Origin of the sequence: Fusobacterium varium (genome assembly GCA_021531615.1) — a bacterium.
GTDB classification, from domain to species: Bacteria; Fusobacteriota; Fusobacteriia; order Fusobacteriales; family Fusobacteriaceae; genus Fusobacterium_A; species Fusobacterium_A varium_C.
On record JADYUE010000009.1, the window covers coordinates 20,071 to 45,907 of the forward strand.

Below are 25,837 nucleotides of genomic sequence, written 5' to 3' on the forward strand. Positions count from 1 at the left end.
AAAATGAGAGAGAGATTGGACATTCTCTTGGTAAAAAGAGGCTTCTTTGAAAATAAAGAAAAAGCACAAAGAGCAATAATGGCAGGATTAGTAATTGTTGATGAGAAGAAAATAGATAAAAGTGGAACTCTTATTAAAATAGACAAAGAACCTGTAATTAGAATAAAAGGAGAGATGTCAAAATATGTGAGCAGAGGGGGATTAAAACTTGAGAAAGCTCTGAAAGTGTTTGAGCTAGATTTTCAAGATAAAATCATTCTTGATGTAGGAGCATCTACAGGTGGTTTTACAGATTGTTCACTGCAAAATGGAGCATCTTTTGTTTATGCAGTTGATGTTGGTACTAATCAGTTAGATTGGAAATTGAGAAATGATAGTAGAGTAAAATCATTAGAAAATGTTCATATAAAAGATTTAACAGAGGAAGATTTAGATAATAAGAAAGTAGATTATATAGTAATGGATGTTTCATTTATATCTATTACTAAAGTTATAGAACATCTAGTAAAGTTTTGCCATGAAAGTACTAAATTAATGGCTCTTATAAAACCTCAATTTGAAACAGATAAGGAATTTATAGCAAAGGGTGGAATTGTTAAGGATACTGAGCAACATATTGAGGCGATAAAAAAAGTGATAGTAAGTGGAGAGGAAGTTGGATTTTATATAGAAAATTTAGATTTCTCACCAATAACAGGGACAAAGGGAAATGTTGAGTATATATCACTTTTTAGTTTGAATAGAGAAAATAAAAGAGATATTGATATAGAGAGTGTAGTCAATAGTGGTAAAAACTTAGGAGGGGCTGTATGAGAAAATTATTTAGAACAAAAGTATTTGTACTACTATTTTCCATGATGATTTTTGTTAATTGTTTTTCAAATGGAAATGAAGATAAGAATGGATTCCTTTCAAATATAAGGGAATTAAAAGAGTTATCTGATATTATGGACATAATTAATGAAAACTATGTAGGGGAAAAACAAGTTGAGAAAAAAGAGTTAATGCAAGGGGCAATAAAAGGGATGATTGAATCTTTAGATGATCCTCACTCAAACTATTTTACTAAGACTGAACTAGAAAGTTTTAAAGAGGATATTAAAGGGACTTATGTTGGAGTAGGGATGGTTGTTCAAAAGAGACCTAATGAAGCATTGACAGTGGTGTCTCCTATAGAAGATGGACCAGCATTTAAAGCAGGAGTAAAACCTAAAGATAAAATTATAGCTATTGATGGTGAATCTGTATATAAGCTTACAAGTGAAGAAAGTGTAAAAAAATTAAAGGGTGAGCCAAATACTAAAGTAAAAGTTACTGTATTTAGAGAAGGAACAAAAGAGACAAAAGATATAGAAATAACTAGAGCAGTAGTGGAATTGAAATATGTAAAACAAAGAATGATTGATAAAAATATAGGATATTTAAGACTTACTCAATTTGGAGAAAATGTATATCCAGATGTAAAAAAAGCGTTAGAAGAACTTCAAAAAAGTGGAATGAAAGGGTTGATTTTTGACTTGAGAAGTAACCCAGGTGGAGCATTAGATCAATCTATAAAAATTGCTTCAATGTTCTTAAAAGAGGGAAGAGTAGTAAGTGTAAAATCTAAAGATGGAAATGAACAAGTTTCAAATAGAGAGGGAAAATATTATGGAGATTTCCCATTAGTTGTCCTTATAAACGGTGGAAGTGCATCAGCTTCTGAGATTGTATCAGGTGCAATTAAAGATAATAAGAGAGGAATACTTGTTGGAGAGAAAACATTTGGTAAGGGAAGTGTTCAAACTCTTATACCTCTTCCAGATGGAGATGGAATGAAACTTACTATTGCTAAATACTATACTCCAAGTGGAATTTGTATTCACGGAATAGGAATTGAACCAGATGTAAAAGTTGTGGAAAAAGAAGGGTATATGCTTTTTGATAGCATGGTAACAAACATTGACGAAAATGAAAGCAAAGAAAATAAGAAAGAGTTAATAAAAGAGATCAAGGGAGAAGAGGCTGCTAAAGAGTTTGAAAATCATAAAGATATTCAATTGGACACAGCAGTTGGAATTCTTAAAGGATTACTTATAAATAGTAATAATAAATAATTGAGGAGAAAGGTGAAAAAATGCTTTATATAGTTGCAACACCAATAGGAAATCTTGAAGATATGACTTTGAGAGGGATTCGTATTTTAAAAGAGGTAAATTATATTTTTGCTGAAGATACAAGAGTAACAAAAAAACTTTTAAATCATTTTGAAATAGAAAATACAGTATATAGATATGATGAGCATACAAAAATGCATCAAATAGCTAATGTAATAAATCTATTAAAAGAGGGAAAAGATATTGCTCTAGTAACAGATGCAGGAACACCATGTATATCAGATCCAGGATATGAGTTAGTAGATGCTGCTCATAAAGAGGGAATAAAAGTTGTTCCAATTCCTGGAGCAAGTGCTTTAACAGCTTCAGCTTCAGCAGCAGGAATCAGTATGAGAAGATTTTGTTTTGAAGGTTTTCTTCCTAAGAAAAAGGGGAGACAAACTCTTTTAAAATCATTAGCTCAAGAGGAAAGAACAATAGTTATATATGAATCACCATTTAGAATAGAGAAAACTTTAAGAGATATTGAAGAGTTTATTGGTGTAAGAGAAGTTGTAATAGTTAGAGAGATTACTAAAATTTATGAAGAAATATTAAGAGGAACTACTACTGAGTTAATTGAAAAATTAGCTAAAAATCCTATTAAGGGAGAGATAGTTCTTCTAATAAAAGGACAGGAAGACTAAGGAGAAAAATTATGTCAATGACAAAGATAAACTGGTATCCAGGACATATGAAAAAAACAAAAGATTTGATAAAGGAAAATATGCAACTAATAGATATTGTTCTTGAAGTTGTAGATGCAAGAATACCTCTATCAAGTAAAAACCCTGATATATCAGTTTTTGCTAAAAATAAAAAAAGAGTAATTGTTTTAAATAAGTCAGATCTTGTTGAAAAATCAGAGATACAATACTGGAAAAAATATTTTAAAGATAATAATTTTGCAGATGAAGTATTGGAGATAAGTGCTGAAACAGGATTTAATATAAAAGCTTTGTATAGTATAATAGACAAGGTTTCTGCTGAGAAAAAAGAGAAACTTATGGCTAAAGGACTTAGAAAAGTAAATGTTCGTCTTATGGTTGCAGGGATACCAAATGTTGGTAAATCTAGATTGATCAATAGAATAGTTGGAAAAAATAGTGCAGGAGTAGGGAATAAACCAGGGTTTACTAAGGGAAAACAATGGATTAGAATAAAAGATGGTTTAGAACTTTTAGATACTCCAGGAATATTGTGGCCTAAATTTGAAAGTGATGAAGTAGGACAAAATTTAGCAATTACAGGAGCAATAAGAGATGAGATTTTACCTATTGAAGATATCGCATGTGTATTAATTGGAAAGATGATTAAATATAATATGTGGAATGTTTTTGCAGAGAGATATAAGCTTGAACCAGAAGATAAGAGTGAAATTTTAGGTGAAATTCTTGAGAAAGTTGCTCTTAGAAATAAGATGTTTAATAAAGGTGAAAGTCTAAATATACAACAAGCAGCTTATACAGTTTTAAGAGATTATAGAAATTGTAGATTGGGAAAATTTGGACTAGACAGATAATTGGAGGATATAATTATGGAAAAATTAAACATTGATTTAAATAGTCTAGAAGAAACTCTAGTAGCATTTTTGAAAGATGAAGTTGAAAAGACAGGATTTAAAAAGGTTGTTTTAGGTTTATCTGGAGGAATTGATTCAGCTCTAGTAGCATTTTTAGCAGCTAAAGCTTTTGGTCCAGAAAATGTATTAGGTGTGATGATGCCTTATAAAAGCTCTAGTAAAGAGAGTGTAGAACATGCTAAATTAGTAGTTGAGGCATCAGGAATAAGAAGCATTCAAGTTGAAATAACTCCTATGATAGAGCCTTATTTTCAAATGAATCCAGATATGAGTAGTTTGAGAAGAGGAAATATGATGGCAAGACAAAGAATGAACATTCTTTTTGACAATGCTGCTAAGGAAAATGCTTTAGTATTAGGAACTTCAAATAAAACAGAGATCTTATTAGGATATAGTACACAATTTGGTGATTCAGCATCAGCAGTAAATCCAATAGGAGATCTATATAAAGCACATGTATGGAATCTTTCAAGACATATAGGAGTTCCACATGAGTTAATTGATAAAAAACCTAGTGCTGATCTTTGGGAAGGACAAACAGATGAGCAAGAATTAGGATTTTCATATAAAATGGCAGATGAAATATTATACAGATTAATTGATGAGAGAATGACAGCAGAAGAGATAGTTGAAGAAGGATTTTCAAAAGAGATAGTTGAGAAAATTCAAAGAAAAATAAGATTTTCTCAATATAAGAGAAAACTTCCTGTTATAGCTAAAATATCAAAAAGAACTTCGGGAATAGATTTTAGATATCCAAGAGATTGGGGAGTATAATACTTATAAACAGAAGGAGTGGTTTCAATGCCAAGAAAAGATGAGCAACTACTAGAGGAATTAAATGAGTTTCAGAAAGAAAAGGAACGTATTAGAAATATTGTTGGACAGATAGGTGGAACACACAATTCAGAACACATGATAATAAACTTTATTTTTATCATTTTAATAGTAGCACTACTCATATTGGGAATAGTTTTGCAAAAAATATCACTATTTTTGACATTGGAAGTAGCAGTTTTATTAGGTATATTTAAAATAATTTGGATGTTTTATGAAGCACAGAGAGCTAATCATTTTCAATTTTGGATAATGAATTCATTAGAATATAGAATAAATGAAGTTGATAAAAGATTGAGAAGAATAGAAAAAGCTTTAACAATAGAGAAAAGCGAAAACGAAGTAAAAGAAGAAAATAAAAGTGAGAAATAAAAGGTGATAATATGGAAATAGTATGGCTGATAGGTGCAGTAATATTTACAGTGATAGAGTTTATAGTTCCTGGACTTATTTCAATTTGGTTTGCTATTTCAGCAGTTATTACAATATTTTTTTCAATGGTAGTTGAAAGTATTCTCTACCAAGGGTATTTTTTTGTAGCTATATCAATACTCTTATTAATCTTAACAAGAAAATATTGTAAAAAAATTCGTTCTCAAAAAAATGATAAGGTAGATAGAATAACTGGAACTATAGTGGAGATTAAAGATATTGATGAAAAAGGAAATTATATTCTTTATCTTGATGGAAAGCATTGGTTAGGAAAATCTGAAGTACCTTTAAATGTTGGAGATAAAGCTAAGATCTTAAAAATTGAAGGAATAAAACTTGTTTTAGAAAGAGAAAATTAAGATAATAGAGGGAACAATAGTTCACCTCTATTTTTATTTTGACAAGATGAAAAATAAAAGTTAAAATAGTAAATAAATTAATTTATATGTAAAGAAAAAAACCTTGACATAGTTTATAAAATCTTATATAATACTTAGGAGATATAATGGAATTAAGTGAATTTTTAGAAGTTTCAACACTTTTAGATTATTATAAGAACTTGTTAAGTGACAAGCAGAGAGAGTATTTAGTGAATCATTTTGAAGAGGATCTCTCATTGTCTGAGATAGCAAAAAACAATAATGTGAGTAGACAAGCTGTATATGATAATATTAAAAGGGGAATAAAATTATTAAAAGAGTATGAAGAAAAACTAGGTTTCTACGAAAAAGATAGAGAGTTATATGGAAAGTTGAAAGATTTGAGAGATAACTTTAAAGTAGAAAAACTAGATGATATATTGGATAGCTATTTTAGTTAGAGGTGGATATGTTAGATAATTTAGGTTCTAGATTTCAAGAGATTTTTAAAAAAGTAAGAGGACATGGGAAATTAAGTGAAAGCAATATAAAAGAAGCATTAAGAGAAGTAAGAATGTCTCTACTTGAAGCTGACGTAAACTATAAAGTTGTAAAAGATTTTACAAAGAAGATACAAGAAAAATCTGTTGGAACAGATGTTTTAAAAGGAATAAATCCTGGACAACAATTTATAAAGATAGTTAATGATGAATTGGTAGAACTTTTAGGTGGAACAAATTCAAGACTGACTAAAGGGGTAAAAAATCCAACTGTTCTAATGCTTTCAGGGCTTCAAGGGGCAGGAAAAACAACTTTTGCAGCAAAACTAGCTAACTACTTAAAGAAACAGGGAGAATCTGTTTTAATGGTAGGAGCAGATATATATAGACCAGCAGCAATAAAACAATTGCAAGTTTTAGGAGAACAAATTAATGTTCCTGTGTATGCTGAGGAAGAAACAAAAGATGCTGTGGCAATTTGTGAAAGAGGGCTTGAAAAAGCTAAAGAGTTAAAATCTACATATATGATAATAGATACTGCAGGAAGACTTCACATAGATGAGAAGTTGATGGATGAGCTTAGAAATATTAAAAAAGCTGTTAGACCTCAAGAAATATTATTAGTTGTAGATGCGATGATAGGGCAAGATGCTGTTAACTTGGCAGAATCATTTAATAATGTTTTAAGCATAGATGGAGTAGTTTTAACAAAACTAGATGGAGATACAAGAGGGGGAGCTGCACTTTCAATAAAATCTGTTGTTGGTAAACCTATTAAATTTGTTGGAGTAGGAGAGAGAATAGATGATATTGAACTTTTCCATCCAGAAAGACTTGTTTCAAGAATCTTAGGAATGGGAGATGTAGTTTCACTTGTTGAAAAAGCTCAAAGTGCAATAGATGAAGAAGATGCAAAATCTTTAGAAGAAAAGATAAGAACACAAAAATTTGACTTAAATGACTTCTTAAAACAACTTCAAAATATTAAAAAATTAGGTTCATTAGGAAGTATTTTAAAATTAATACCTGGTATGGGGCAAATTGGTGACTTAGCTCCTGCTGAAAAAGAGATGAAGAAAGTAGAAGCAATAATACAATCTATGACTTTTGAAGAGAGAAAGAAACCAGAGATATTAAAAGCAAGTAGAAAGAAGAGAATAGCAATGGGTAGTGGTACTGATGTATCAGATGTAAATAGGCTATTGAAGCAATTTGAACAAATGAAAGAGATGATGAAGATGTTCAGTGGTGGAAAGATGCCGTCATTCCCTGGCTTTCCTGGTATGAAAGGTGGAAAGGGAGGAAGATTCCCTTTTTAAAAAATAAATAAAAAATTTAAGTAATAATAAAAGGAGACGTGAAAAAATGTTAAAATTAAGACTTACAAGACTTGGAGACAAAAAAAGACCTTCTTATAGAATCGTTGCTATGGAAGCTTTAACAAAAAGAGATGGACAAGCAGTTGCTTACTTAGGAAACTACTTCCCACTAGAAGATTCTAAAGTTGTTTTAAAAGAAGAAGAAATCTTAAACTTCCTAGCAAATGGAGCTCAACCTACAAGAACAGTTAAATCAATCCTAGTTAAAGCTGGAGTATGGGCTAAATTTGAAGAATCAAAAAGAAAATAATTAGAAAAAGTTTTTAAGAGAGGCTTTATACGATAGTGTAGAGCCTCTTTTTCTAATACTTTATTAGACAACTAATAAAAGATTTGATATAATTTGATATACTATAAAAATTTAATTTTAAAATAGAGAAGTTTAGAAAGGTGAGTTATGGAAAAGATATTTGAGACAGTAGCAAAGGAATTAAAGTTAAAAGTTAATCAAGTTACAAATACAATGCAACTTTTAGATGAAGGTGCAACTGTACCATTTGTTTCAAGATATAGAAAAGAGGTAACAGGAAATCTTGATGAAATAGAAATTGGGAAAATATTAGAATCTGTAACATATCTTAGAAATCTTGAAAAGAGAAAAGAAGAGGTAATTAGATTAATAGAGGAGCAAGGGAAACTTACAGAGGAACTTAGAAAGAGCATTGAAGATGCAGAGAAACTTCAAGAGGTAGAGGATATATATTTCCCTTATAGAAAGAAGAGAAAAACAAAAGCTGATATTGCAAAAGAAAGAGGACTTGAGCCTCTTGCTGATATTATGTTAAAGGCAAAGTCAGTGGAAGAGTTAGTAGAAAAAGCACAAGGATTTTTAACTGAAGATATAAAAACAGTTGATGAAGCTCTTGATGGAGCTATGTTGATTATAGCTCAAAATATCTCTGAAACACCTACTTATAGAGAGCAAATAAGAGAGATTATGCTTAAATATGGTATTCTTGTAACTAAAGAGAGTAAAAAAGCTAAGGAATTAGATGTAAAAAAAGTTTATGGAGACTATTATGATTATAGTGAGCCAGTTACAAAGATGCCACCTCATAGAATATTAGCAGTAAATAGAGGAGAAAAGGAAGATATACTATCTGTTAATATCACTTTAGACGAAAAAACTAGAGCTAGAGTGGAAAATCTTATATTAAAAGATTTTTTAAATAAAAACTTAAAGGATATTTATCTGAAAATAGTTGTAGACTCTTTAGATAGATTGATTTTACCATCTATTGAGAGAGAGGTTAGAAATATTTTAACTGATAAAGCTGAGTTAGAAGCTATTGCAGTATTTAAAGATAATTTGAAGAATCTTTTATTACAAGCACCACTAAAAGAAAAAAGTATATTAGCACTTGACCCAGGGTATAGAACTGGTTGTAAAGTAGCAGTAATTGATAAAAATGGATTTTATAGAGAAAATGATGTATTTTTCCTAGTTGGAGAGATGCACTCACCAAAACAGTTAGCTGAAGCAGAGAAGAAAATAATTGATTATGTAAATAAGTATAAAATTGATATAATAGTAATGGGAAATGGAACTGCTTCAAGAGAGACAGAAAGTTTTGTTGCAGATGTAATTAAAAAGAATAAATTAGATGTTAAGTATTTGATAGCAAATGAAGCAGGAGCATCAATCTATTCAGCATCGAAGATAGCAGCAGAGGAGTTTCCAGATCTAGATGTAACAGTTAGAGGAGCTATCTCTATTGGAAGAAGGGTACAAGATCCATTGGCTGAATTAGTAAAAATTGATCCTAAATCTATTGGTGTAGGAATGTATCAACATGATGTAAACCAAGGACGTTTAGATGAATCATTAGACTCTGTAATTAACTATGTTGTAAATAGTGTAGGAGCTAACTTGAATACTGCATCATGGGCACTACTTTCACATATTTCAGGAATTAAAAAGAATATAGCTAAAAATATAGTAGAGTATAGAAAAGAGAATGGAAACTTTAAAAATAGAAAAGAATTGATGAAGGTAAAAGGAATTGGAGCTAAAGCATATGAACAAATGGCTGGATTCTTAGTAATTCCAGAGGGAGAAAATGTTTTAGATAATACAATAATCCACCCTGAATCATATCATATAGCTAAAGAGATTTTAGAAACTGTTGGATTTAGTGTTGAAAAATATGGAGAAGATTTAACAGGAGCTAGAGAGCAATTAAAGAACTTTAAAGCTGAAAAATTTGCTAAAGAAAATGGTTATGGAGAGGAAACAGTTAAGGATATCTATCAAGCTTTAATTAGAGATAGAAGAGATCCTAGAGATAGCTTTGAAAAACCTCTTTTAAAATCAGATATATTAAAAATGGAAAATCTTCAAATTGGAATGGAGATTGAGGGAACAGTAAGAAATGTAGTTAAGTTTGGAGCTTTTATAGATATTGGATTAAAAAATGATGCTTTACTACACATTTCAGAGATTTCTAATAAATTTGTAGATGATCCAAGTAAAGTTTTATCAGTTGGACAAATTATAAAAGTAAGAATAAAAGATATAGATAAAGAGAGAGAAAGAGTAGCATTGACTAAAAAGGAGAAATAGAATGAAAATAAAGAAGAATTCTCTTCTTATAAAAATAATATTCTATAATGATATAGCAATAATAATCACATCTGTGACTATTGCTCTTTTTCTGATTCTAATTTCATTTCAAAGTCTTGAAAATAGAATTGTAGATGCAGGTAGAGATAAGATAACTCTATTGAATAAAGGATATAATGCAGTAATTTTAAAAGCAAAAGATGATCTATTTCAAGTTTCACGAAATATAAATATACTTTCAGGAAAGAATATAAATAATAAATTTACCTATAATACAGTTGCTAAATTGATTAGAAATCAGCTGACAAAGAAAAATTTAAAATTATATTCAGATAGCATTGTTTGTATTGTATCAGCAGATGGAATGCCACTAGGGGAAGCAAGTGGAAATAGAAAAACCTTGATAAATGGTGAAACAAGTAGATATATTTTAGAAAAAAATCTTTCTCGTAGTGAGGAAGATATGGATAGTATATATTTTGGAAAATTGGGAGATACTGTCTATGCTAGAATAGTTATACCATATAGTTCTGGTTCAGGAAGATCAAAGGAGTATTTAGTTTTAACACTACCAATTAATCAAAATGTTTTAGATAATTTACGGAAATTTGTTGGATTGGATGAAAATGATAAGATATTTTTAGTAGTTGATAATACCTATCAATTTGGAGATCTAGGCTTAGAAAAGGGAAGTAAATTTTTTAGAAAAAAAGAGAATTGGGAATATGAGTACTTCTATAGAAAGAAAACAATAGACAATACAGTATATTACATGTCACTATATAATTTACAAGATTATAATAAAAAATATATTGCTAATATAGGTATAGGTTTAGTTGGAGATGAAATAGTAAGGGATAAAGTAAAAGTTTCATTTTCAATTCTACTAATAGTATTAGGACTTATTATAACAAGTACAACTATTTGTGCAAGGGTATTCTATGAGCTTTTAGCTCCTTTAAATAAGTTGATTGAGGCAGTTGATGGAATTAGTAAGGGTAACTATGATCTTTCCTTTAATGATGAAGAGGTTGAGGAGATTAGATCTCTTTCTAAATCTTTTGAACATATGGCAAAAAGTGTAAGAGATAAAGAAAAGATATTAAAAGAAAAGAACAATAAGCTTTTAGAAAATATTAATAGAATAGATGCTATTGAAAAGATCTTAATGGGGTTACAAATTGAAGATGATGTAACTGCAACAGTAAAAAGTCTTTTATCAGCCTTTACCTCTGAAATGGGATTGGGATATAGTAGGGCTATGTATTTTAGATATAGTCGTGAAATAGATACTCTTGTAGGAGAGATGTCAAGTATTAATAGCATGGTAAAAGCAGATATTACTAAAAAAGATGAAAAGACTCAAGGAGATGGATTTGAGTTTCAATTGATGAACTTAAATAAATTAGTACATCTTATAAAAATACCATTTAAAGAAGAAAGTATGTTAGTAAAGGCTTTAAAAGAAAAGAGAGTTATCTATCATAATGATAAAGGGTATAAATACAATTTAGGAAATGATCTTTTTAAAAGTTTTGGAATAAATAACTTTTTATTATTCCCAGTATACAATAATAATAGAAATTATGGATGTATTTTAGTAGATTATTTTGGAAAAAATAGAAAGATCTCTGAAGAAGAAGCAGAATTAATGACACTATTATCAATAAATACTGCTGTTAGATTGGAGAATAAAACAATGGAAGAAGCTAAAATCGACTATGAAAGAACAGCAACTTTAGCTAGATTAGCAAATAGATTCTTTGGTAGAAGAGAAGTTTCCTTGAAAAAAATAATTTCTATTATTGAAAGAATGGCAGAATATGATTATAATGATAGTTGTATTGTAGATGAGATTTTAAAGGCAAGAGATGAGATTGTAAAAATTAAACAAGAAAATCTTATTTTAAAAGAGTATTCAAAGATTGATGAAAATGAGATGGTGCCAGTAGAATTTGATCAAATTATCTATGATGTTGTAGATGAGATACAACCAGATTTAGAAAAAGATGGAATAATCATATCTGTATTTATGAATTGTAGCGGAAGAATATTAGGAGATAGAAAAAAATTAAGTCGAGTATTCTATGAACTTATAAAAAATGCTAAAATGGCATTAAGAGATCAAAAGGACAAGGATAAAAAAATTAACATTATTGTTTCTAAGGATAAAAATATAGATAAGATAAGAATCAATATAATAGATAATGGAATTGGAATGACAGAGGAACAGATGATAAATATTTCAGATCCATTTGTAAGTTATACTGAGGGAACTCCTGGATTGGGATTAGCCATTGTTGATAGAGTAATAAAAGATCATCATGGTGTAATTAAATTCTATTCTAAGATAGATGAAGGAACAGATATAAAAATAACATTAAATATATACAAGGAGGAAATTTTATAATGAGTGATAAGGATTATGGAGCCACTCTAAACCTTCCGAAGACTAGTTTTCAAATGAAAGCTAATCTTCCAAATAAAGAGCCTAAATTTATAAAGATGTGGCAAGAACAAGAGATTTATTTTAAAGGAATTGACAAAGATAAACCCTCTTTCATATTACATGATGGACCACCATATGCAAATGGTGAAATCCATATAGGACATGCACTTAATAAAATATTAAAAGATATCATCTTAAAATATAAGAGATTAAGAGGATATAATGCACCATATATTCCAGGTTGGGATACTCATGGACTTCCTATTGAACTAAAAGTAACAGAAAAACTTGGATCAAAAGCTAAGGAGATGACTCCAGCAGAGATTAGAGAACTTTGTGCAGAATATGCTAAAAAATGGGTAGGAATCCAAAGAGAAGGGTTTGTAAGATTAGGAGTTTTAGGAGATTGGGAAAATCCTTACCTAACTTTAAAACCAGAATATGAAGCTAAACAATTAGAAGTATTTGGAGAGCTTTATGAAAATGGATATATTTTTAAAGGATTAAAACCTATTTATTGGTCACCAGTTACTGAAACAGCTTTAGCAGAAGCTGAAATAGAGTATAAAAATGTATCTTCACCTTCAATCTATGTAAAGATGAAAGCTAATCAAGACCTATTAGATAAAATTGGTATGACAGAGGAAACTTGGGTTGTAATTTGGACAACAACTCCATGGACACTTCCAGCAAACGTAGCTATATCTTTAAATCCTGATTTTGAATATGGAGTATACAAAACAGAAAAAGGAAACTTAATTTTAGGAAAAGATCTAGCTGAACAAGCGTTCTCAGCTATGGAAATTGAAAACTATGAATTAATAAAAGAGTTTGTAGGTAGAGATATTGAAAGAACTACTTACCAACATCCATTCTTAGATAGAACAGGACTAGTTATATTAGGAACTCATGTTACTGCTGATGCAGGAACAGGTTGTGTACACACAGCACCTGGACATGGACAAGATGACTATGTTGTAGGAACAAGATATGGACTTCCTGTAATCTCTCCAATTAACCATAAAGGAGTATTAACAGAAGATGCAGGGCAATTTGCAGGATTATTCTATGCAAAAGCAAATAAAGAGATCTGTGCTTACTTAGAGGGAACAGGAGATCTTCTAAAATTAAAGATGATAGAACACTCATATCCTCATGATTGGAGATCTAAAACTCCAGTAATATTCAGAGCTACAGAACAATGGTTTGTTAATGTAGAAGGTTCAGATATAAGAGAGAGAGCTTTAAAAGCTTTAGATGATGTAACATTCATTCCAGCTTGGGGAAGAAATAGAATTGGATCAATGCTAGAAGCAAGACCTGACTGGTGTATCTCAAGACAAAGAGTATGGGGAGTACCTATTCCAGTATTCTATAATGTTGCAACAGGAAAAGAGATCTTTAATAGAGATATTTTAAATAGAATAATTGAGATTGTAAAAAAAGAGGGAACTATAGCTTGGGTAAAATATAGTGCTGAAGAGTTAATAGGAGAGGAACTACTTGAAAAATACAATCTAAAAGGTGTAGAATTAAGAAAAGAAACAAATATTATGGACGTTTGGTTTGACTCTGGAGTTTCTCATAGAGCTGTACTAGAAACAAGAGGAGATTTACTACATAGACCAGCAGATCTATATTTAGAAGGATCAGATCAACATAGAGGATGGTTTCAAACATCACTTCTTACTTCAATAGGATCAACTCACGATGCTCCATTTAAAAATATCCTTACTCATGGATTTGTAAATGATGGAGAAGGAAAGAAAATGTCAAAATCTGTTGGAAATACAGTAGTACCTGCAGATGTTATAAAAGTTTATGGAGCTGATATTTTAAGATTATGGTGTGCATCTGTAGATTATAGAGAAGATGTTAAAATTTCTGATAATATTCTAAAACAAATGGCTGAAGCTTATAGAAGAGTAAGAAATACAGCAAGATACATTTTAGGAAATAGTAATGACTTTAATCCTAATACAGATAAAGTTCCATATGAGCAATTAATGGAAATTGATAAATGGGCATTACATAAACTTGAAGTATTAAAGAGAAAAGTTACAGAAAACTATGATAAATATGAGTTCTATAACTTATTCCAAGATATTCACTATTTTGCAGGAGTAGATATGTCAGCTTTCTATCTTGATATTATAAAAGATAGACTTTATACTGAAGGAACTAACTCAATAGAGAGAAGATCTGCTCAAACAGTTATGACAGAAATTCTAGTAACTTTAACTAAGATGATAGCTCCAATTCTATCATTTACAGCAGAGGAAATTTGGGAAACTTTACCAGAAGTATTAAAAGATAAAGAATCTGTTCTTTTAACTGATTGGTATAAAGAAAATGATGAGTATCTAAATCCAGAGATTGAAAATAAATGGGTAGAGATTATAAAAGTTAGAAAAGAAGCTAATAAATCTCTTGAAAAAGCAAGACAAGGAAAAGATAGAATTATAGGAAACTCACTAGATGCAAAAGTTATGTTACATTCAACAGATGCAGAGATTCAAAAATTCTTGGTTGAAAATAGAGAAAAACTTGAACTTGCTCTAATTGTTTCAGAGGTTGAAATAGTAGAAAATATTGATGAAACTTTCACTAAAGGAGAAGAGGCAACAGATCTTTACATTAAAGTTCTTCATGCAGAGGGAGAAAAATGTGAAAGATGTTGGAAATACTCTAAAGAGATTGGAAAAGATCCAGAACATCCAACTCTTTGTCCAAGATGTGCAAGTGTACTAAAAAAATAAAAGCTAGGAGAAAAGATGGTATATATAATTTTAGTGGCTATATTGATAGCTTTAGATCAAGTATCAAAATATATTATAGATAATAACTTTTTTGAAGGAGATACCCTTGGAGTAATAACTGATTTTTTTCATATCACATATGTTAAAAATAGAGGAATAGCCTTTGGTATGTTTCAAGGAAAGTTAGATATTATAAGTATAGCAACAGTAATAGCTATAATTGCCATTATCTATTATTTATACAAAGATAGAAATAAAATGCCTATTTTGGAGAAAATAGGCTTTAATTTCATTCTTGCTGGGGCTATTGGAAATATGATAGATAGAGTAGCAAGAGGATTTGTCATAGATATGATTGATTTCAGAGGAATCTGGGCTTTTGTATTTAATTTGGCAGATGTATGGATTAACATAGGTGTATTATTAATATTATTAGAATATTTCTTTGATAATAAAAAGAAAAAAATATAGGAGGAAGAAAAATGACATTTCAAGAGATAATTTTTACTCTCCAAAAGTACTGGAGTTCTAAAGGATGTGTATTAGGAAATCCTTATGATATTGAAAAAGGAGCTGGAACATTTAACCCAAATACATTTCTTATGTCTTTAGGACCAGAACCATGGAATGTTGCTTATGTAGAACCATCTAGAAGACCAAAAGATGGAAGATATGGAGAAAACCCAAATAGAGTATATCAACATCATCAATTCCAAGTTATTATGAAACCATCTCCATTAAATATTCAAGAACTTTACTTAGAAAGTTTAAGAGTATTAGGAATTGAACCAGAAAAACATGATATCCGTTTTGTTGAAGATGACTGGGAATCACCAACACTAGGAGCATGGGGACTAGGTTGGGAAGTATGGCTTGATGGAATGGAAGTAACTCAATTTACTTATTTCCAACAAGTTGGAGGATTAGAACTTGATCCAATTCCTGTTGAAATTACTTATGGATTAGAAAGACTTGCACTATATATTCAAAATAAAGAGAATGTATATGATTTAGAGTGGGCACCAGGAGTAAAATATGGAGATATGAGATTCCAATTTGAATATGAAAACTCTAAATACTCATTTGAATTAGCAGATCTTGAAAGTCATTTTAAATGGTTTGATGAATATGAGAAAGAAGCAGGAAGAATTCTTGATGCAGGATTAGTTCTTCCAGCATATGACTATGTATTAAAATGCTCACATACATTTAACGTTTTAGATTCAAGAGGAGCTATATCTACAACTGAAAGAATGGCTTATATATTAAGAGTTAGAAACTTAGCAAGAAGATGTGCAGAAGTTTATGTACAAAATAGAAAGGATCTAGGATACCCTCTTTTAAAAAAGAAATAGGATAAAATTTTAAAATAAAAAGAGGATTAATGTAAAAGAGGAGGAAATAAAGTGAGATTATTATTTGAAATCGGAATGGAAGAGTTACCTGCAAGATTTTTGAAACAGGCTCTAAAAGATTTAAAAACAAACTTAGAAAATAAATTAAAAGATGGAAGAATAAATTTTAAAGAGATTAAAACATATGGAACACCAAGAAGATTAGTACTTGATGTTCATGAATTAGCAGAGAAACAAGAGAACTTAAATCTTCTAAATATGGGACCTGCTAAAAGTGTAGCATATAATATCAATGGAGAAATTTCAAGAGCTGGATTAGGATTTGCAAAATCTCAAGGAATAGATGCTGCTGATCTTGAAATAGTAAGCACTCCAAAAGGTGAATATATAGCTGCTAGAAAATTCATGCAAGGGAAAGAGGTAAAAGAACTTTTACCAGAAATCTTAAAATCTCTTGTATTAGAGTTAAGTTTCCAAAAATCAATGGTATGGTCAGATAAAAAATTAAGATTTGCAAGACCTGTTCAATGGTTCTTAGCAATGTGTGATGATCAAGTTGTAAACTTTGAAATAGAAGGAATAGTAAGTGGAAATAGATCAAGAGGACACAGATTCTTTGGAAAAGAGTTTGAAGTAAATAGTATTGATGAGTACTTTGCAAAAATTAGAGAAAACAATGTTATCATAGATATTGAAGAAAGAAAAAATATGATAGTAAATCTAATTAAAGAAAATTGCACAAACTCTGGAGAACAAGTTCTTATTGAACCTGAATTATTAGATGAGGTAACTAATCTTGTAGAGTATCCATGTCCAATAGTTGGAAGCTTTAATTCAGACTTCCTAGAAGTGCCTCAAGAAGTTCTTATAATATCTATGGAAGTTCACCAAAGATACTTCCCAATTCTTGATTCAAATGGAAAATTACTTCCTAAATTTGTAGTTGTAAGAAATGGTGTAGAAACTTCTGAACAAGTAAGAAAAGGAAATGAAAAAGTATTATCAGCAAGACTAGCAGATGCTAGATTCTTCTATCAAGAAGATTTAAGAGCTCCACTAGCTGATAATGTTGAAAAATTAAAAACAGTAGTATTCCAAAAAGATTTAGGAACTATCTACTCTAAGATAGAAAGAAGTAGCAAAGTTGCTGAATATTTAATTGATGCTTTAGGATGTAACGATAGAAAAGATTCGGTTTTAAGAACTGTATACTTAGATAAAGCAGACCTTGTATCAAATATGATAGGAGAAAAAGAATTTACTAAACTTCAAGGATTTATGGGAGCTGACTATGCTCTTAAAAATGGAGAGGGAGAAAGAGTTTCTTTAGGAATTAAAGAGCACTACTATCCAAGATTCCAAGGTGACCAAATGCCAACAGAAATCGAAGGAATTATAGCTGGACTTGCTGATAGATTAGATACTCTAGTAGGATGTTTCGGTGTTGGAGTAATCCCAAGTGGATCTAAAGACCCATTTGCTTTAAGAAGAGCAGCTTTAGGAATAGTAAATGTAATAATCAATTCAAGACTAGATCTTTCTTTAAAAGCTCTTGTTGAAAAATCATTAGATACTTTAGAAGAGTGTGGAGTATTAAAAAGAGATAGAGCAACTGTTCTTGCTGAAGTATTAGAATTCTTCAAACAAAGAGAAAATAATATCTTCACTGATATGAAATACAGTAAAGATATTGTTGCTGCAGTATTAGATTCAAATAGCGATAATGTAATAGAAGCACTTGAAAAGGTAAAAACTTTACAAGAGTTTGTAAAAGATGAAGCATTTGAAACACTTCTTCCAATAATAAAAAGAGTTGGAAATATCTCTAAAGATCACGAAAAAGGAATAATCAATCCTGATCTATTTAAAGTTCCAGTAGAAGAAGAACTATATAACTTCTCACTAGAATTAAACGGAAAAGTAATAGATGCCCTTAATAATAAAGATTATAGAAAATACCTAAATGAAATAGTATTAGGAAAAGATATAATCAATAGATACTTCAATGAAGTTATGGTAATGGATAAAGATGAAGCTATAAAAGAAAATAGACTTTCTCAATTAAGATTCTTAGCAGATCTATTTGTAAAAATGGCTGATCTTAACCAAATAGAAGAAAGATAATATTATATTTATATAAATGAGAGCCTGAGAAATCAGGCTTTCTTTATAAAATTAACACAGGGGAAATATAAGATGAAAGAGTTTTTTAAAAGAAAAAATATTGAAATATCTATAAAAAGATATTGTATAGATGCCTTTAGTTATATGGCATTGGGATTGTTCTCAACTTTACTAATTGGTACTATTCTTAATACTATAGGTGGAAAACTAGGGATAACATTTTTAACTGATGTAATTTGGAAGATAGCTAGGGATATGACAGGACCAGCTATTGGTGTTGCAGTAGCTTATGGATTACAAGCTCCTCATTTAGTGCTTTTCTCCTCTACAATAACAGGAGCAGCAGGGGGAATATATGGTGGACCTGTTGGATCTTTTATAGGGGCAGTTGTTGGAGCAGAGTTTGGAAAGATGGTATCAAAGGAGACAAAAGTTGATATAATAATAACTCCAGCAGTTACAATTTTAACAGGTTCTTTAGCAGTTTACTACATCGGTCCAGCAGTTGCTAAATTTATGGAAGCAGTAGGAGCTTTTGTAATGTATGCAACAGAGTTGCAACCTTTTGCTATGGGAATAATTGTATCTGTAGTAGTGGGAATAGCATTGACACTTCCTATAAGTAGTGCAGCACTATGTATGATGATAGGGTTAAGTGGATTGGCAGCAGGAGCTTCAACAGTAGGTTGTTCAGCACAAATGGTTGGATTTGCAGTGATGAGTTTTAAAGAAAATGGTTGGGGTGGACTTGTAGCTCAAGGGCTAGGAACTTCAATGTTACAGATAGGAAATATAGTAAAAAACTGGAAAATTTGGATTCCACCTACATTGGCATCAGCTATTTTAGGACCAGTTTCAACTATGGTTTTAAAATATCAAAATATTCCAATAGCAGCAGGAATGGGAACAAGTGGACTTGTTGGGCAGTTTGGAACTGTTTCTACAATGGAGGCATTAGGTGTGGGAGGAGTAAATCTATATTTAGGAATACTTTTACTTCACTTTATTTTACCAGCTATTTTGACATTGATTATTGCTAAATTTATGAGAAAGAAAAATTGGATAAAAGATGGAGATTTAAAATTAGATTTATAAATTCTAAGGAGAAAAATGAAAAAGATAGATATAGAAAAGATAGAGAGATCTTTTGAAAATATATTGGAAGCTTTAGGAGAGGATAGAGAAAGAGAGGGATTAAAAGAGACTCCAAAAAGAGTAGCTCAAAGTTATGGAGAGCTTTTCTCTGGATTATTACAGGATCCTAAAGATGTATTACAAAGAACTTTCACTGTTGATAGAAATGATCTAATCGTTGAAAAAAATATTGATTTTCACTCTATGTGTGAACATCATTTTTTACCTTTTTATGGACAGATAGATGTTGCATATATTCCAAATGGGAAGATAGTAGGATTTGGAGATATAATAAAAGCAATAGATATTTTAGCTAAAAGACCTCAAATACAGGAGAGATTGTGTGCACAGTTAGCTGATGCAATATATGAGACATTAGATTGTCAAGGTGTATTTATCATGGCTAAAGCTAAGCATATGTGCATGACAATGAGAGGGGAGAAAAGGCAGAACAGCGAGATTATCACAACAGCAGCTAGAGGAGTTTTTGAAACAGACTCTTCTAAAAAATTGGAAGTTCTTTCTTTGATAAAATAGAATGGAGAGATAATGGATAAAATTTGTATTAATAATCTTGAATTTATAGGGTATCACGGGGTTTTTCCAGAGGAGAAAAAACTTGGACAAAAATTTCAAGTTTCAGTTGAGATGAGCTGTGATACAAGAGAGGCAGGAAAAACTGGAGATCTAACTAAATCAACTCACTATGGGTTAGTTGCTGAAGATATAGGAAAACTATTTTTAGAAAAAAGTGTTGATCTTATAGAGAATTGTGCTGAAGATATAGCACAGATGATTTTAAGAAAATATCATTTAATTTCTGAAGTTAAAGTAACAGTAAAAAAACCTTGGGCACCTCTACAAATGCATTTTGAAAATGTAGCTGTGGAAATAACAAGAAAAAGACATAAGGCTTATCTATCAATAGGTTCAAATATTGGTGATAAGAAAGAAAATCTTTTGAAGGCAATAGAAAATATAGGAAAGATAGAGGATACAGAGGTAACAAAAGTTAGTACTATATTGGAAACAGAACCTTTTGGTGTTGTAGATCAAGATGATTTTTTAAATGCTTGTTTAGAGATAAAAACTCTTCTTACACCTCAAGAGCTATTGAAAGAGTTGTTGGGAATTGAAGAGAAAATGGGAAGAGTTAGAATAAAAAAATGGGGACCTAGAATAATAGATATAGATATTCTTCTTTATGATAAAGAGATAATTGAAGATGATAATCTAGCAGTTCCACATCCTTGGATGTGTGAAAGAAGTTTTGTGCTAGATCCTCTTTGTGAAATTGCTCCTAATATAATTCACCCATTAAGAAAAGAGAGTATATTTAATTTAAAAAGAAAATTAGATTCGAAAAATTAAAATAAAAAATTCAGATTGGATAAAACCTCTCTGAATTTTTTATTTTTAGTTATTTTAATTTTTAGCTTCAGTAGTTGATGATGAATTAATTTTATTGCTTAAAGCATCTAACTGTTTATTTGCATTTTCTTTAACTTCAGCAACTTTATCAGCAGCACTGTTTTTTATAGATTCATGTCTAAACTTTAAATCCTCTTTCATATCTTCAGTTTTTTCTTTTAGATCATTTTTAGTGTCCTCAATTATAGACTTTGTTTTATTTTTTAATTCATCAGCTTTTTCAACTGTTACATCTTTAGCTTCTACAGCTTTTTCTTTAATATCCTCGGCAGCATCTTTAACATCTACTTTTACTTCAGTAGCTTTTTGAGTAATTTCATTTTTGATGCTTTCATCTTTTTTACCATCACATCCAGTAATTAGTATAGTAGTAGCTAAAGCTAAAATAAATATTGATAATTTTTTCATATTATCCCCTCCTTATATTAATAGTTTACAAAAAGGATAATAGCTTTCCTTTAAAAATAAATATTATTTAATTAGCTCAAGGAATTGTTCAATATTTTTTTGTCCAAATCCAGCTAATTTATCATCTATAATAATAGCAGGAACACTCATAATCTCAAATTTTTCTCTAAATTTAGGGAATGTGAAAACATCAATTACTTCTACATCAAGATTACTATTTTCAATAGCTATTCTCTGTGCTGATTGTACACTCTCAGGGCATCTACTACAACTTAAAGTAACTCCAATTTTTATTTTGTGAGGAGTAGAAATACCATCAATTTTCTTTTTAGACTCTTCAGATATTTTTTGTCCAGCACCAGCAATATTATATAGTGTAAGTATAAAAGAGTTTAACTCATGTCCACCAGGAAGAGTTGAAAATTTTACTCCTTTAAAGTTGTTATCTTGATCAAAAAAGGCTATTGTTGGAAATCTTTCAGCATCTATCTTTTTTTCAAGTTCTAAATTTTCATTTTTATTTAGAGATTGAAACTCTATTTTATCAGAAAGAGAAGATACTTCACTTAAAAATTCTTCCATTTGAATTGATTTGGCAATTTCAGGATCTTTTATAAGAACAACTTTAACTGTTTTATCAAATTTAGAGAAGATATCTTTTAGTTGATTTTGAATATTATCATCTAATAATTTTTTAGTAGGGTGTTTAATTTCAGAGGTAGTTTTAGAACTATTTTCCTCTTTTTCTACTCCTAATTTACCTTTTAAATCATGAACATATTTTTCGATACTAAATGCTGCAGTTGCTCCATCAGAAACAGCTGTAACAAGTTGTCTCAATTTTTTAGGTCTGATATCTCCAGCAGCATAAACTCCCTTTACATTAGTAGCTAAATCTTCATCAGTAGGGATAAATCCTTGATTATCTAAAGTGATAATATCTTTAAATAATTTACTTTGAGGCTCATATCCAATAAAGACAAATATTCCGAAACTTTCTCCCTCATTAGCTTTATATTCAAAGGTTTCATTGGTAACATTGTTTTTAAATTTAGCACTTCTAAGTTGGATATCTCCTTTAGCCTCTAATATTTCAGTATTAAATTTAACTTCAATTTTAGGATTAGCAAGAACTTTATCAGCTATTGATTTGGCACAAGTAAATTCAGGTTCTCTAGCTATAACAGTAACTTTTCTAGCAAATTTTGTTAAGAACATAGCTTCCTCAGCAGCAGCAAATCCAGCTCCAATAACAAATACATCCATATCAGTAAAGAACTCTCCATCACAAGTAGCACAATAAGCTACACCTCTACCAGTATATTCCTCTTCACCAGGGAATCCTAACTTTCTAGGAGATGCACCAGTAGCTATTAAGACAGAATATCCTTTATAACTATCAGTAGAAGTTTTAATCTCTTTAATTTCTTTAGAGAAATCCATATTAGTAACCTCTCCAGATATTATCTCTACTCCAAAAGCTTCAGCTTGTTTTTTTAGTTGTTCAGCATAGTTAGAACCAGTAGTTTCAAAAATTCCAGGGTAGTTTGCTACCTCGTTTGTTAGATAAATTTGTCCCCCAATACTAGACTTTTCAAGAATAAGAACGTTTAACTTAGCACGTCCAGCATATATTCCAGCAGTTAGTCCAGTTGGACCTCCCCCTATAATAATTAGATCATATATTTTTTCCATAGTCATTTCCTCCGTAAAAAAGATGAAAAGCACTACAAGAGCAGTGCTTTATTTTTATAATTTTCCTACTAAATCAATAGAAGGAACTATAGTTTCATCACCAGGCTCCCATTTTGCAGGACAAACTTCTCCATGTTCAGCTACAAATTTTGCTGCTTGTAATTTTCTTAATAATTCCTCTGCTTTTCTTCCAATACCAGTATCATGTACTTCATAAGCAACTATGACACCTTCAGGATTTATAATAAAGCTACCTCTTAAAGCTAAACCTTCCTCTTCAATCATAACATCGAAATCTCTAGCTAACTTTCCAGTTGGATCTGCTAACATAGGATATTGTACTTTATTAATTCTTTCAGAAGAATCGTGCCAAGCTTTGTGAACAAAGTGAGTATCAGTAGATACTGAATAAATTTCACAACCTTCAGTTTTAAATTTATCATAATTTTCTGCTAAATCTTCTAATTCTGTTGGGCAAACAAATGTAAAATCAGCAGGATAGAAAACTACTGCAGCCCATTTTCCTTTTAAAGATTCACTATTTATTTCTATAAAATCACCATTGTGGTAAGCCATTGTTTTAAACTCAGATATTTTTTTACCTATTAAAGACATATTATTCCTCCTTAAGTATAATCTTTACTTATTTGTAATTATTACAATTTAATACTATCATTTATTATTAAAAAAGTCAACAATTATTTTTTAGGATTATATATCTTGTTTTTATTGGGAAACTATATTAAAATTTAAAATAGATTATAATTAATAAAGGGGAGAAAATAAATGATACTAAAATGTAGAGATAAAAATATAGAACTAGGGAAAAGAACTTTAATTATGGGAATCTTAAATGTAACACCTGATTCTTTTTCAGATGGGGGAAGATATAATAATTTGGATTCTGCTTTGGAACAAGCTAAAAAAATGATAGAAGATGGAGTGGATATAATAGATATTGGTGGAGAATCTACAAGACCTGGACATACACAAATTAGTGTGGAAGAGGAGATAGGAAGAGTTGTTCCTGTGATAGAGATGTTATCAAAAGAGTTAGATATAGTTATCTCAATAGATACATATAAATATCAAGTGGCAGAGGCAGCACTAAAAGCTGGAGCTCATATAATAAATGATATATGGGGATTACAATATGATAATGGAGAGATGGCAAAGTTAGCAGCTGATTACAATGTTCCTGTAATAGCTATGCATAATCAAAATGGAACTGAATATAGTGAAGATATTATTTTAAGTATGAGAAAATTCTTTGAAAGAACATATGAAATATCAGATAGATATGGAATTTCAAGAGATAATATAATATTAGATCCTGGAATTGGTTTTGGAAAAGGAATGGAAGAAAATATAGAGGTTATGGCAAGATTAGAAGAATTGAGAGACATGGGAAGAATTTTGCTTGGAACTTCTAAAAAGAGATTTATAGGAACTATTTTAGGTGGAATTCCTACAGATGAAAGAGTTGAAGGAACTGTTGCTACTACTGTAATTGGAATAGAAAAGGGAGTAGATATAGTAAGAGTTCACAATGTTCTTGAAAATAAAAGGGCAGCTTTAGTGGCAGATAGAATTTATAGAAGATAAATAAAAAAATATTGAATATCCTCTGTTGTATTGAAAAAATATTATAAATATGGTAAAATTTTTAGATTGAGATACCTTTTTAAATGATATCGGAGGAAAATAATTTATGATAAAAATATATACTGCACCAATAGCAGGTGTTACAGATTATACATATAGAGGAATACTAAAAGAATTTAAACCAGATTTACTATTTACAGAGATGGTAAGTATAAATGCTTTAGAAGTTGCATGTGAAAAAACTTTAAAAGTTATACTTAGATTGAGAGAGGGAGACTCTGTTCAACTTTTTGGTAAAGATATAAAAAAAATGGTTGAAAGTGCTAAATTTGTTGAGAGTTTAGGAGTAAAACATATAGATATAAACTCTGGTTGTCCTATGAAGAAGATTGTAAATAATGGATATGGAGCAGCTTTAATGGAAAATCCAGAACATATAAGAGCTATGCTTTCAGAGGTAAGAAGTGCTTTAAATGATAGCACAGATCTTTCAATAAAGATAAGAGCAGGTTATAAGGAATCAAAAAATCCTGTTGAAATAGCTAAAATAGCTGAAGAGGTAGGATGTAAACATATAACAGTTCATGGAAGAACTAGAGAGCAAATGTATACTGGAAAAGCTGATTGGAGTATCATAAAGCAAGTAAAAGAGAGTGTAAATATCCCTGTAATAGGAAATGGAGATATATTTACTGCTGAAGATGCCAAGGAGAGAGTAGATTTTTCAGGAGTAGATGGAATCATGTTAGCAAGGGGAATTTTTGGAAATCCTTGGTTAATAAGAGATATAAGAGAGTACTTCCAATATGGAAAAGTATTGCACCTTGTAACACCAGAAGAAAAAGTTGATATGGCAATAGAGCATACTAGAAGAACTCAAATAGAGCATCCAGAGAGACCATTTATATTTGAACTTAGAAAGCATCTATGTTGGTATTTGAAAGGAATTAGAAAAAGTGCTGAATTTAAAGATAGAATCAATCATACAGATAGTTATGAAGAGATAATCTCGCTTTTAGAAAAAGTTAAGGAAAATATTCAGCCTGAAGATTATATAGAGATAGAAAATAGAGAACTTGAAAATATTTAA

The 25,837-nt window shown here is 30.2% G+C and carries 24 protein-coding genes; 21 read left to right on the forward strand and 3 right to left on the reverse strand.

The window, feature by feature from the left end; translation table 11 throughout:
* Nucleotides 1–3 precede the first annotated feature (3 nt).
* The 19 genes from I6E31_05025 to folK all read left to right on the forward strand — a co-directional run bounded on the left by I6E31_05025 (nucleotide 4) and on the right by folK (nucleotide 20,979).
* The gene (locus I6E31_05025) at nucleotides 4–813 is read left to right on the forward strand and encodes a TlyA family RNA methyltransferase (protein ID MCF2639333.1); all 810 of its coding nucleotides are present in this window, start codon (nucleotides 4–6) and stop codon (nucleotides 811–813) included.
* Nucleotides 810–2,096, forward strand: a complete 1,287-nt coding sequence (locus I6E31_05030; protein MCF2639334.1) for a S41 family peptidase — start codon at nucleotides 810–812, stop codon at nucleotides 2,094–2,096. Before I6E31_05025 ends, I6E31_05030 begins: the two co-directional genes overlap by 4 nt.
* 20 nt (nucleotides 2,097–2,116) lie before the next feature.
* Nucleotides 2,117–2,782 (forward strand): 16S rRNA (cytidine(1402)-2'-O)-methyltransferase, encoded by a 666-nt coding sequence (gene rsmI, locus I6E31_05035; protein MCF2639335.1) that lies wholly within the window; start codon nucleotides 2,117–2,119, stop codon nucleotides 2,780–2,782.
* Between the two features lie 11 nt (nucleotides 2,783–2,793).
* Nucleotides 2,794–3,657 carry a ribosome biogenesis GTPase YlqF gene (gene ylqF, locus I6E31_05040; GenBank protein ID MCF2639336.1) on the forward strand — a complete coding sequence of 288 codons (864 nt, stop codon included), beginning with the start codon at nucleotides 2,794–2,796 and terminating at the stop codon, nucleotides 3,655–3,657.
* 15 nt (nucleotides 3,658–3,672) lie between these two features.
* A complete protein-coding gene (locus I6E31_05045) occupies nucleotides 3,673–4,494 on the forward strand; it encodes an NAD+ synthase (GenBank protein MCF2639337.1) in 822 nt (273 codons plus the stop codon).
* A gap of 27 nt (nucleotides 4,495–4,521) precedes the next feature.
* On the forward strand, nucleotides 4,522–4,926 hold the full coding sequence (locus I6E31_05050) for a hypothetical protein (GenBank protein MCF2639338.1): 405 nt from the start codon (nucleotides 4,522–4,524) through the stop codon (nucleotides 4,924–4,926).
* Between the two features lie 11 nt (nucleotides 4,927–4,937).
* Nucleotides 4,938–5,345, forward strand: coding sequence for an NfeD family protein (locus I6E31_05055; GenBank protein ID MCF2639339.1), 408 nt, complete (start codon nucleotides 4,938–4,940; stop codon nucleotides 5,343–5,345).
* Between the two features lie 146 nt (nucleotides 5,346–5,491).
* Entirely contained in the window at nucleotides 5,492–5,806 is a 315-nt protein-coding gene (locus I6E31_05060; protein MCF2639340.1) for a hypothetical protein, read from the forward strand.
* Nucleotides 5,807–5,814: 8 nt separating this feature from the next.
* Nucleotides 5,815–7,164 carry a signal recognition particle protein gene (gene ffh / locus I6E31_05065; GenBank protein ID MCF2639341.1) on the forward strand — a complete coding sequence of 450 codons (1,350 nt, stop codon included), beginning with the start codon at nucleotides 5,815–5,817 and terminating at the stop codon, nucleotides 7,162–7,164.
* 46 nt (nucleotides 7,165–7,210) lie between these two features.
* Complete coding sequence (gene rpsP / locus I6E31_05070) at nucleotides 7,211–7,474, forward strand: 30S ribosomal protein S16 (protein MCF2639342.1); 264 nt, start codon at nucleotides 7,211–7,213, stop codon at nucleotides 7,472–7,474.
* 147 nt (nucleotides 7,475–7,621) lie between these two features.
* Nucleotides 7,622–9,787: an RNA-binding transcriptional accessory protein gene (locus tag I6E31_05075; GenBank protein MCF2639343.1), complete on the forward strand. Its 2,166-nt coding sequence runs from the start codon at nucleotides 7,622–7,624 to the stop codon at nucleotides 9,785–9,787.
* Between the two features lies 1 nt (nucleotide 9,788).
* Entirely contained in the window at nucleotides 9,789–12,197 is a 2,409-nt protein-coding gene (locus I6E31_05080) for a GHKL domain-containing protein (GenBank protein ID MCF2639344.1), read from the forward strand.
* Complete coding sequence (ileS, locus tag I6E31_05085; protein MCF2639345.1) at nucleotides 12,197–14,995, forward strand: isoleucine--tRNA ligase; 2,799 nt, start codon at nucleotides 12,197–12,199, stop codon at nucleotides 14,993–14,995. Before I6E31_05080 ends, ileS begins: the two co-directional genes overlap by 1 nt.
* A 15-nt stretch (nucleotides 14,996–15,010) precedes the next feature.
* Nucleotides 15,011–15,466 (forward strand): signal peptidase II, encoded by a 456-nt coding sequence (gene lspA, locus I6E31_05090; protein ID MCF2639346.1) that lies wholly within the window; start codon nucleotides 15,011–15,013, stop codon nucleotides 15,464–15,466.
* An 11-nt stretch (nucleotides 15,467–15,477) separates the two neighbouring features.
* Complete coding sequence (gene glyQ / locus I6E31_05095) at nucleotides 15,478–16,350, forward strand: glycine--tRNA ligase subunit alpha (protein ID MCF2639347.1); 873 nt, start codon at nucleotides 15,478–15,480, stop codon at nucleotides 16,348–16,350.
* 51 nt (nucleotides 16,351–16,401) lie between these two features.
* Complete coding sequence (locus tag I6E31_05100) at nucleotides 16,402–18,474, forward strand: glycine--tRNA ligase subunit beta (GenBank protein MCF2639348.1); 2,073 nt, start codon at nucleotides 16,402–16,404, stop codon at nucleotides 18,472–18,474.
* Between the two features lie 72 nt (nucleotides 18,475–18,546).
* On the forward strand, nucleotides 18,547–19,569 hold the full coding sequence (locus I6E31_05105) for a PTS sugar transporter subunit IIC (GenBank protein MCF2639349.1): 1,023 nt from the start codon (nucleotides 18,547–18,549) through the stop codon (nucleotides 19,567–19,569).
* A 24-nt stretch (nucleotides 19,570–19,593) separates the two neighbouring features.
* Nucleotides 19,594–20,145, forward strand: coding sequence for a GTP cyclohydrolase I FolE (folE, locus tag I6E31_05110; GenBank protein ID MCF2639350.1), 552 nt, complete (start codon nucleotides 19,594–19,596; stop codon nucleotides 20,143–20,145).
* Between the two features lie 12 nt (nucleotides 20,146–20,157).
* Nucleotides 20,158–20,979, forward strand: a complete 822-nt coding sequence (gene folK, locus I6E31_05115; GenBank protein MCF2639351.1) for a 2-amino-4-hydroxy-6-hydroxymethyldihydropteridine diphosphokinase — start codon at nucleotides 20,158–20,160, stop codon at nucleotides 20,977–20,979.
* 54 nt (nucleotides 20,980–21,033) lie between these two features.
* Here folK and I6E31_05120 read toward each other — a convergent pair whose 3' ends face one another.
* The 3 genes from I6E31_05120 to ahpC form a co-directional block, all read right to left on the reverse strand.
* Complete coding sequence (locus I6E31_05120; GenBank protein MCF2639352.1) at nucleotides 21,034–21,447, reverse strand: hypothetical protein; 414 nt, start codon at nucleotides 21,445–21,447, stop codon at nucleotides 21,034–21,036.
* Between the two features lie 63 nt (nucleotides 21,448–21,510).
* Nucleotides 21,511–23,142, reverse strand: a complete 1,632-nt coding sequence (locus I6E31_05125) for an FAD-dependent oxidoreductase (GenBank protein MCF2639353.1) — start codon at nucleotides 23,140–23,142, stop codon at nucleotides 21,511–21,513.
* A gap of 54 nt (nucleotides 23,143–23,196) precedes the next feature.
* Complete coding sequence (gene ahpC / locus I6E31_05130; GenBank protein ID MCF2639354.1) at nucleotides 23,197–23,757, reverse strand: peroxiredoxin; 561 nt, start codon at nucleotides 23,755–23,757, stop codon at nucleotides 23,197–23,199.
* Between the two features lie 171 nt (nucleotides 23,758–23,928).
* Here ahpC and folP point away from each other — a divergent pair, with 171 nt between their 5' ends.
* Both folP and dusB read left to right on the forward strand, forming a co-directional pair.
* Complete coding sequence (gene folP, locus I6E31_05135; protein MCF2639355.1) at nucleotides 23,929–24,747, forward strand: dihydropteroate synthase; 819 nt, start codon at nucleotides 23,929–23,931, stop codon at nucleotides 24,745–24,747.
* 106 nt (nucleotides 24,748–24,853) lie between these two features.
* Entirely contained in the window at nucleotides 24,854–25,837 is a 984-nt protein-coding gene (dusB, locus tag I6E31_05140; protein MCF2639356.1) for a tRNA dihydrouridine synthase DusB, read from the forward strand.

What these genes read in the sequence shown, in the direction of transcription:
- I6E31_05025 (MCF2639333.1), top strand. Translation starts at nt 4, where the DNA reads ATGAGAGAGAGATTGGACATTCTCTTGGTAAAAAGAGGCTTCTTTGAA.
- I6E31_05030 (MCF2639334.1), top strand. Translation starts at nt 810, where the DNA reads ATGAGAAAATTATTTAGAACAAAAGTATTTGTACTACTATTTTCCATG.
- rsmI (MCF2639335.1), top strand. Translation starts at nt 2,117, where the DNA reads ATGCTTTATATAGTTGCAACACCAATAGGAAATCTTGAAGATATGACT.
- ylqF (MCF2639336.1), top strand. Translation starts at nt 2,794, where the DNA reads ATGTCAATGACAAAGATAAACTGGTATCCAGGACATATGAAAAAAACA.
- I6E31_05045 (MCF2639337.1), top strand. Translation starts at nt 3,673, where the DNA reads ATGGAAAAATTAAACATTGATTTAAATAGTCTAGAAGAAACTCTAGTA.
- I6E31_05050 (MCF2639338.1), top strand. Translation starts at nt 4,522, where the DNA reads ATGCCAAGAAAAGATGAGCAACTACTAGAGGAATTAAATGAGTTTCAG.
- I6E31_05055 (MCF2639339.1), top strand. Translation starts at nt 4,938, where the DNA reads ATGGAAATAGTATGGCTGATAGGTGCAGTAATATTTACAGTGATAGAG.
- I6E31_05060 (MCF2639340.1), top strand. Translation starts at nt 5,492, where the DNA reads ATGGAATTAAGTGAATTTTTAGAAGTTTCAACACTTTTAGATTATTAT.
- ffh (MCF2639341.1), top strand. Translation starts at nt 5,815, where the DNA reads ATGTTAGATAATTTAGGTTCTAGATTTCAAGAGATTTTTAAAAAAGTA.
- rpsP (MCF2639342.1), top strand. Translation starts at nt 7,211, where the DNA reads ATGTTAAAATTAAGACTTACAAGACTTGGAGACAAAAAAAGACCTTCT.
- I6E31_05075 (MCF2639343.1), top strand. Translation starts at nt 7,622, where the DNA reads ATGGAAAAGATATTTGAGACAGTAGCAAAGGAATTAAAGTTAAAAGTT.
- I6E31_05080 (MCF2639344.1), top strand. Translation starts at nt 9,789, where the DNA reads ATGAAAATAAAGAAGAATTCTCTTCTTATAAAAATAATATTCTATAAT.
- ileS (MCF2639345.1), top strand. Translation starts at nt 12,197, where the DNA reads ATGAGTGATAAGGATTATGGAGCCACTCTAAACCTTCCGAAGACTAGT.
- lspA (MCF2639346.1), top strand. Translation starts at nt 15,011, where the DNA reads ATGGTATATATAATTTTAGTGGCTATATTGATAGCTTTAGATCAAGTA.
- glyQ (MCF2639347.1), top strand. Translation starts at nt 15,478, where the DNA reads ATGACATTTCAAGAGATAATTTTTACTCTCCAAAAGTACTGGAGTTCT.
- I6E31_05105 (MCF2639349.1), top strand. Translation starts at nt 18,547, where the DNA reads ATGAAAGAGTTTTTTAAAAGAAAAAATATTGAAATATCTATAAAAAGA.
- folK (MCF2639351.1), top strand. Translation starts at nt 20,158, where the DNA reads ATGGATAAAATTTGTATTAATAATCTTGAATTTATAGGGTATCACGGG.
- I6E31_05120 (MCF2639352.1), bottom strand. Translation starts at nt 21,447, where the DNA reads ATGAAAAAATTATCAATATTTATTTTAGCTTTAGCTACTACTATACTA.
- I6E31_05125 (MCF2639353.1), bottom strand. Translation starts at nt 23,142, where the DNA reads ATGGAAAAAATATATGATCTAATTATTATAGGGGGAGGTCCAACTGGA.
- ahpC (MCF2639354.1), bottom strand. Translation starts at nt 23,757, where the DNA reads ATGTCTTTAATAGGTAAAAAAATATCTGAGTTTAAAACAATGGCTTAC.
- folP (MCF2639355.1), top strand. Translation starts at nt 23,929, where the DNA reads ATGATACTAAAATGTAGAGATAAAAATATAGAACTAGGGAAAAGAACT.
- dusB (MCF2639356.1), top strand. Translation starts at nt 24,854, where the DNA reads ATGATAAAAATATATACTGCACCAATAGCAGGTGTTACAGATTATACA.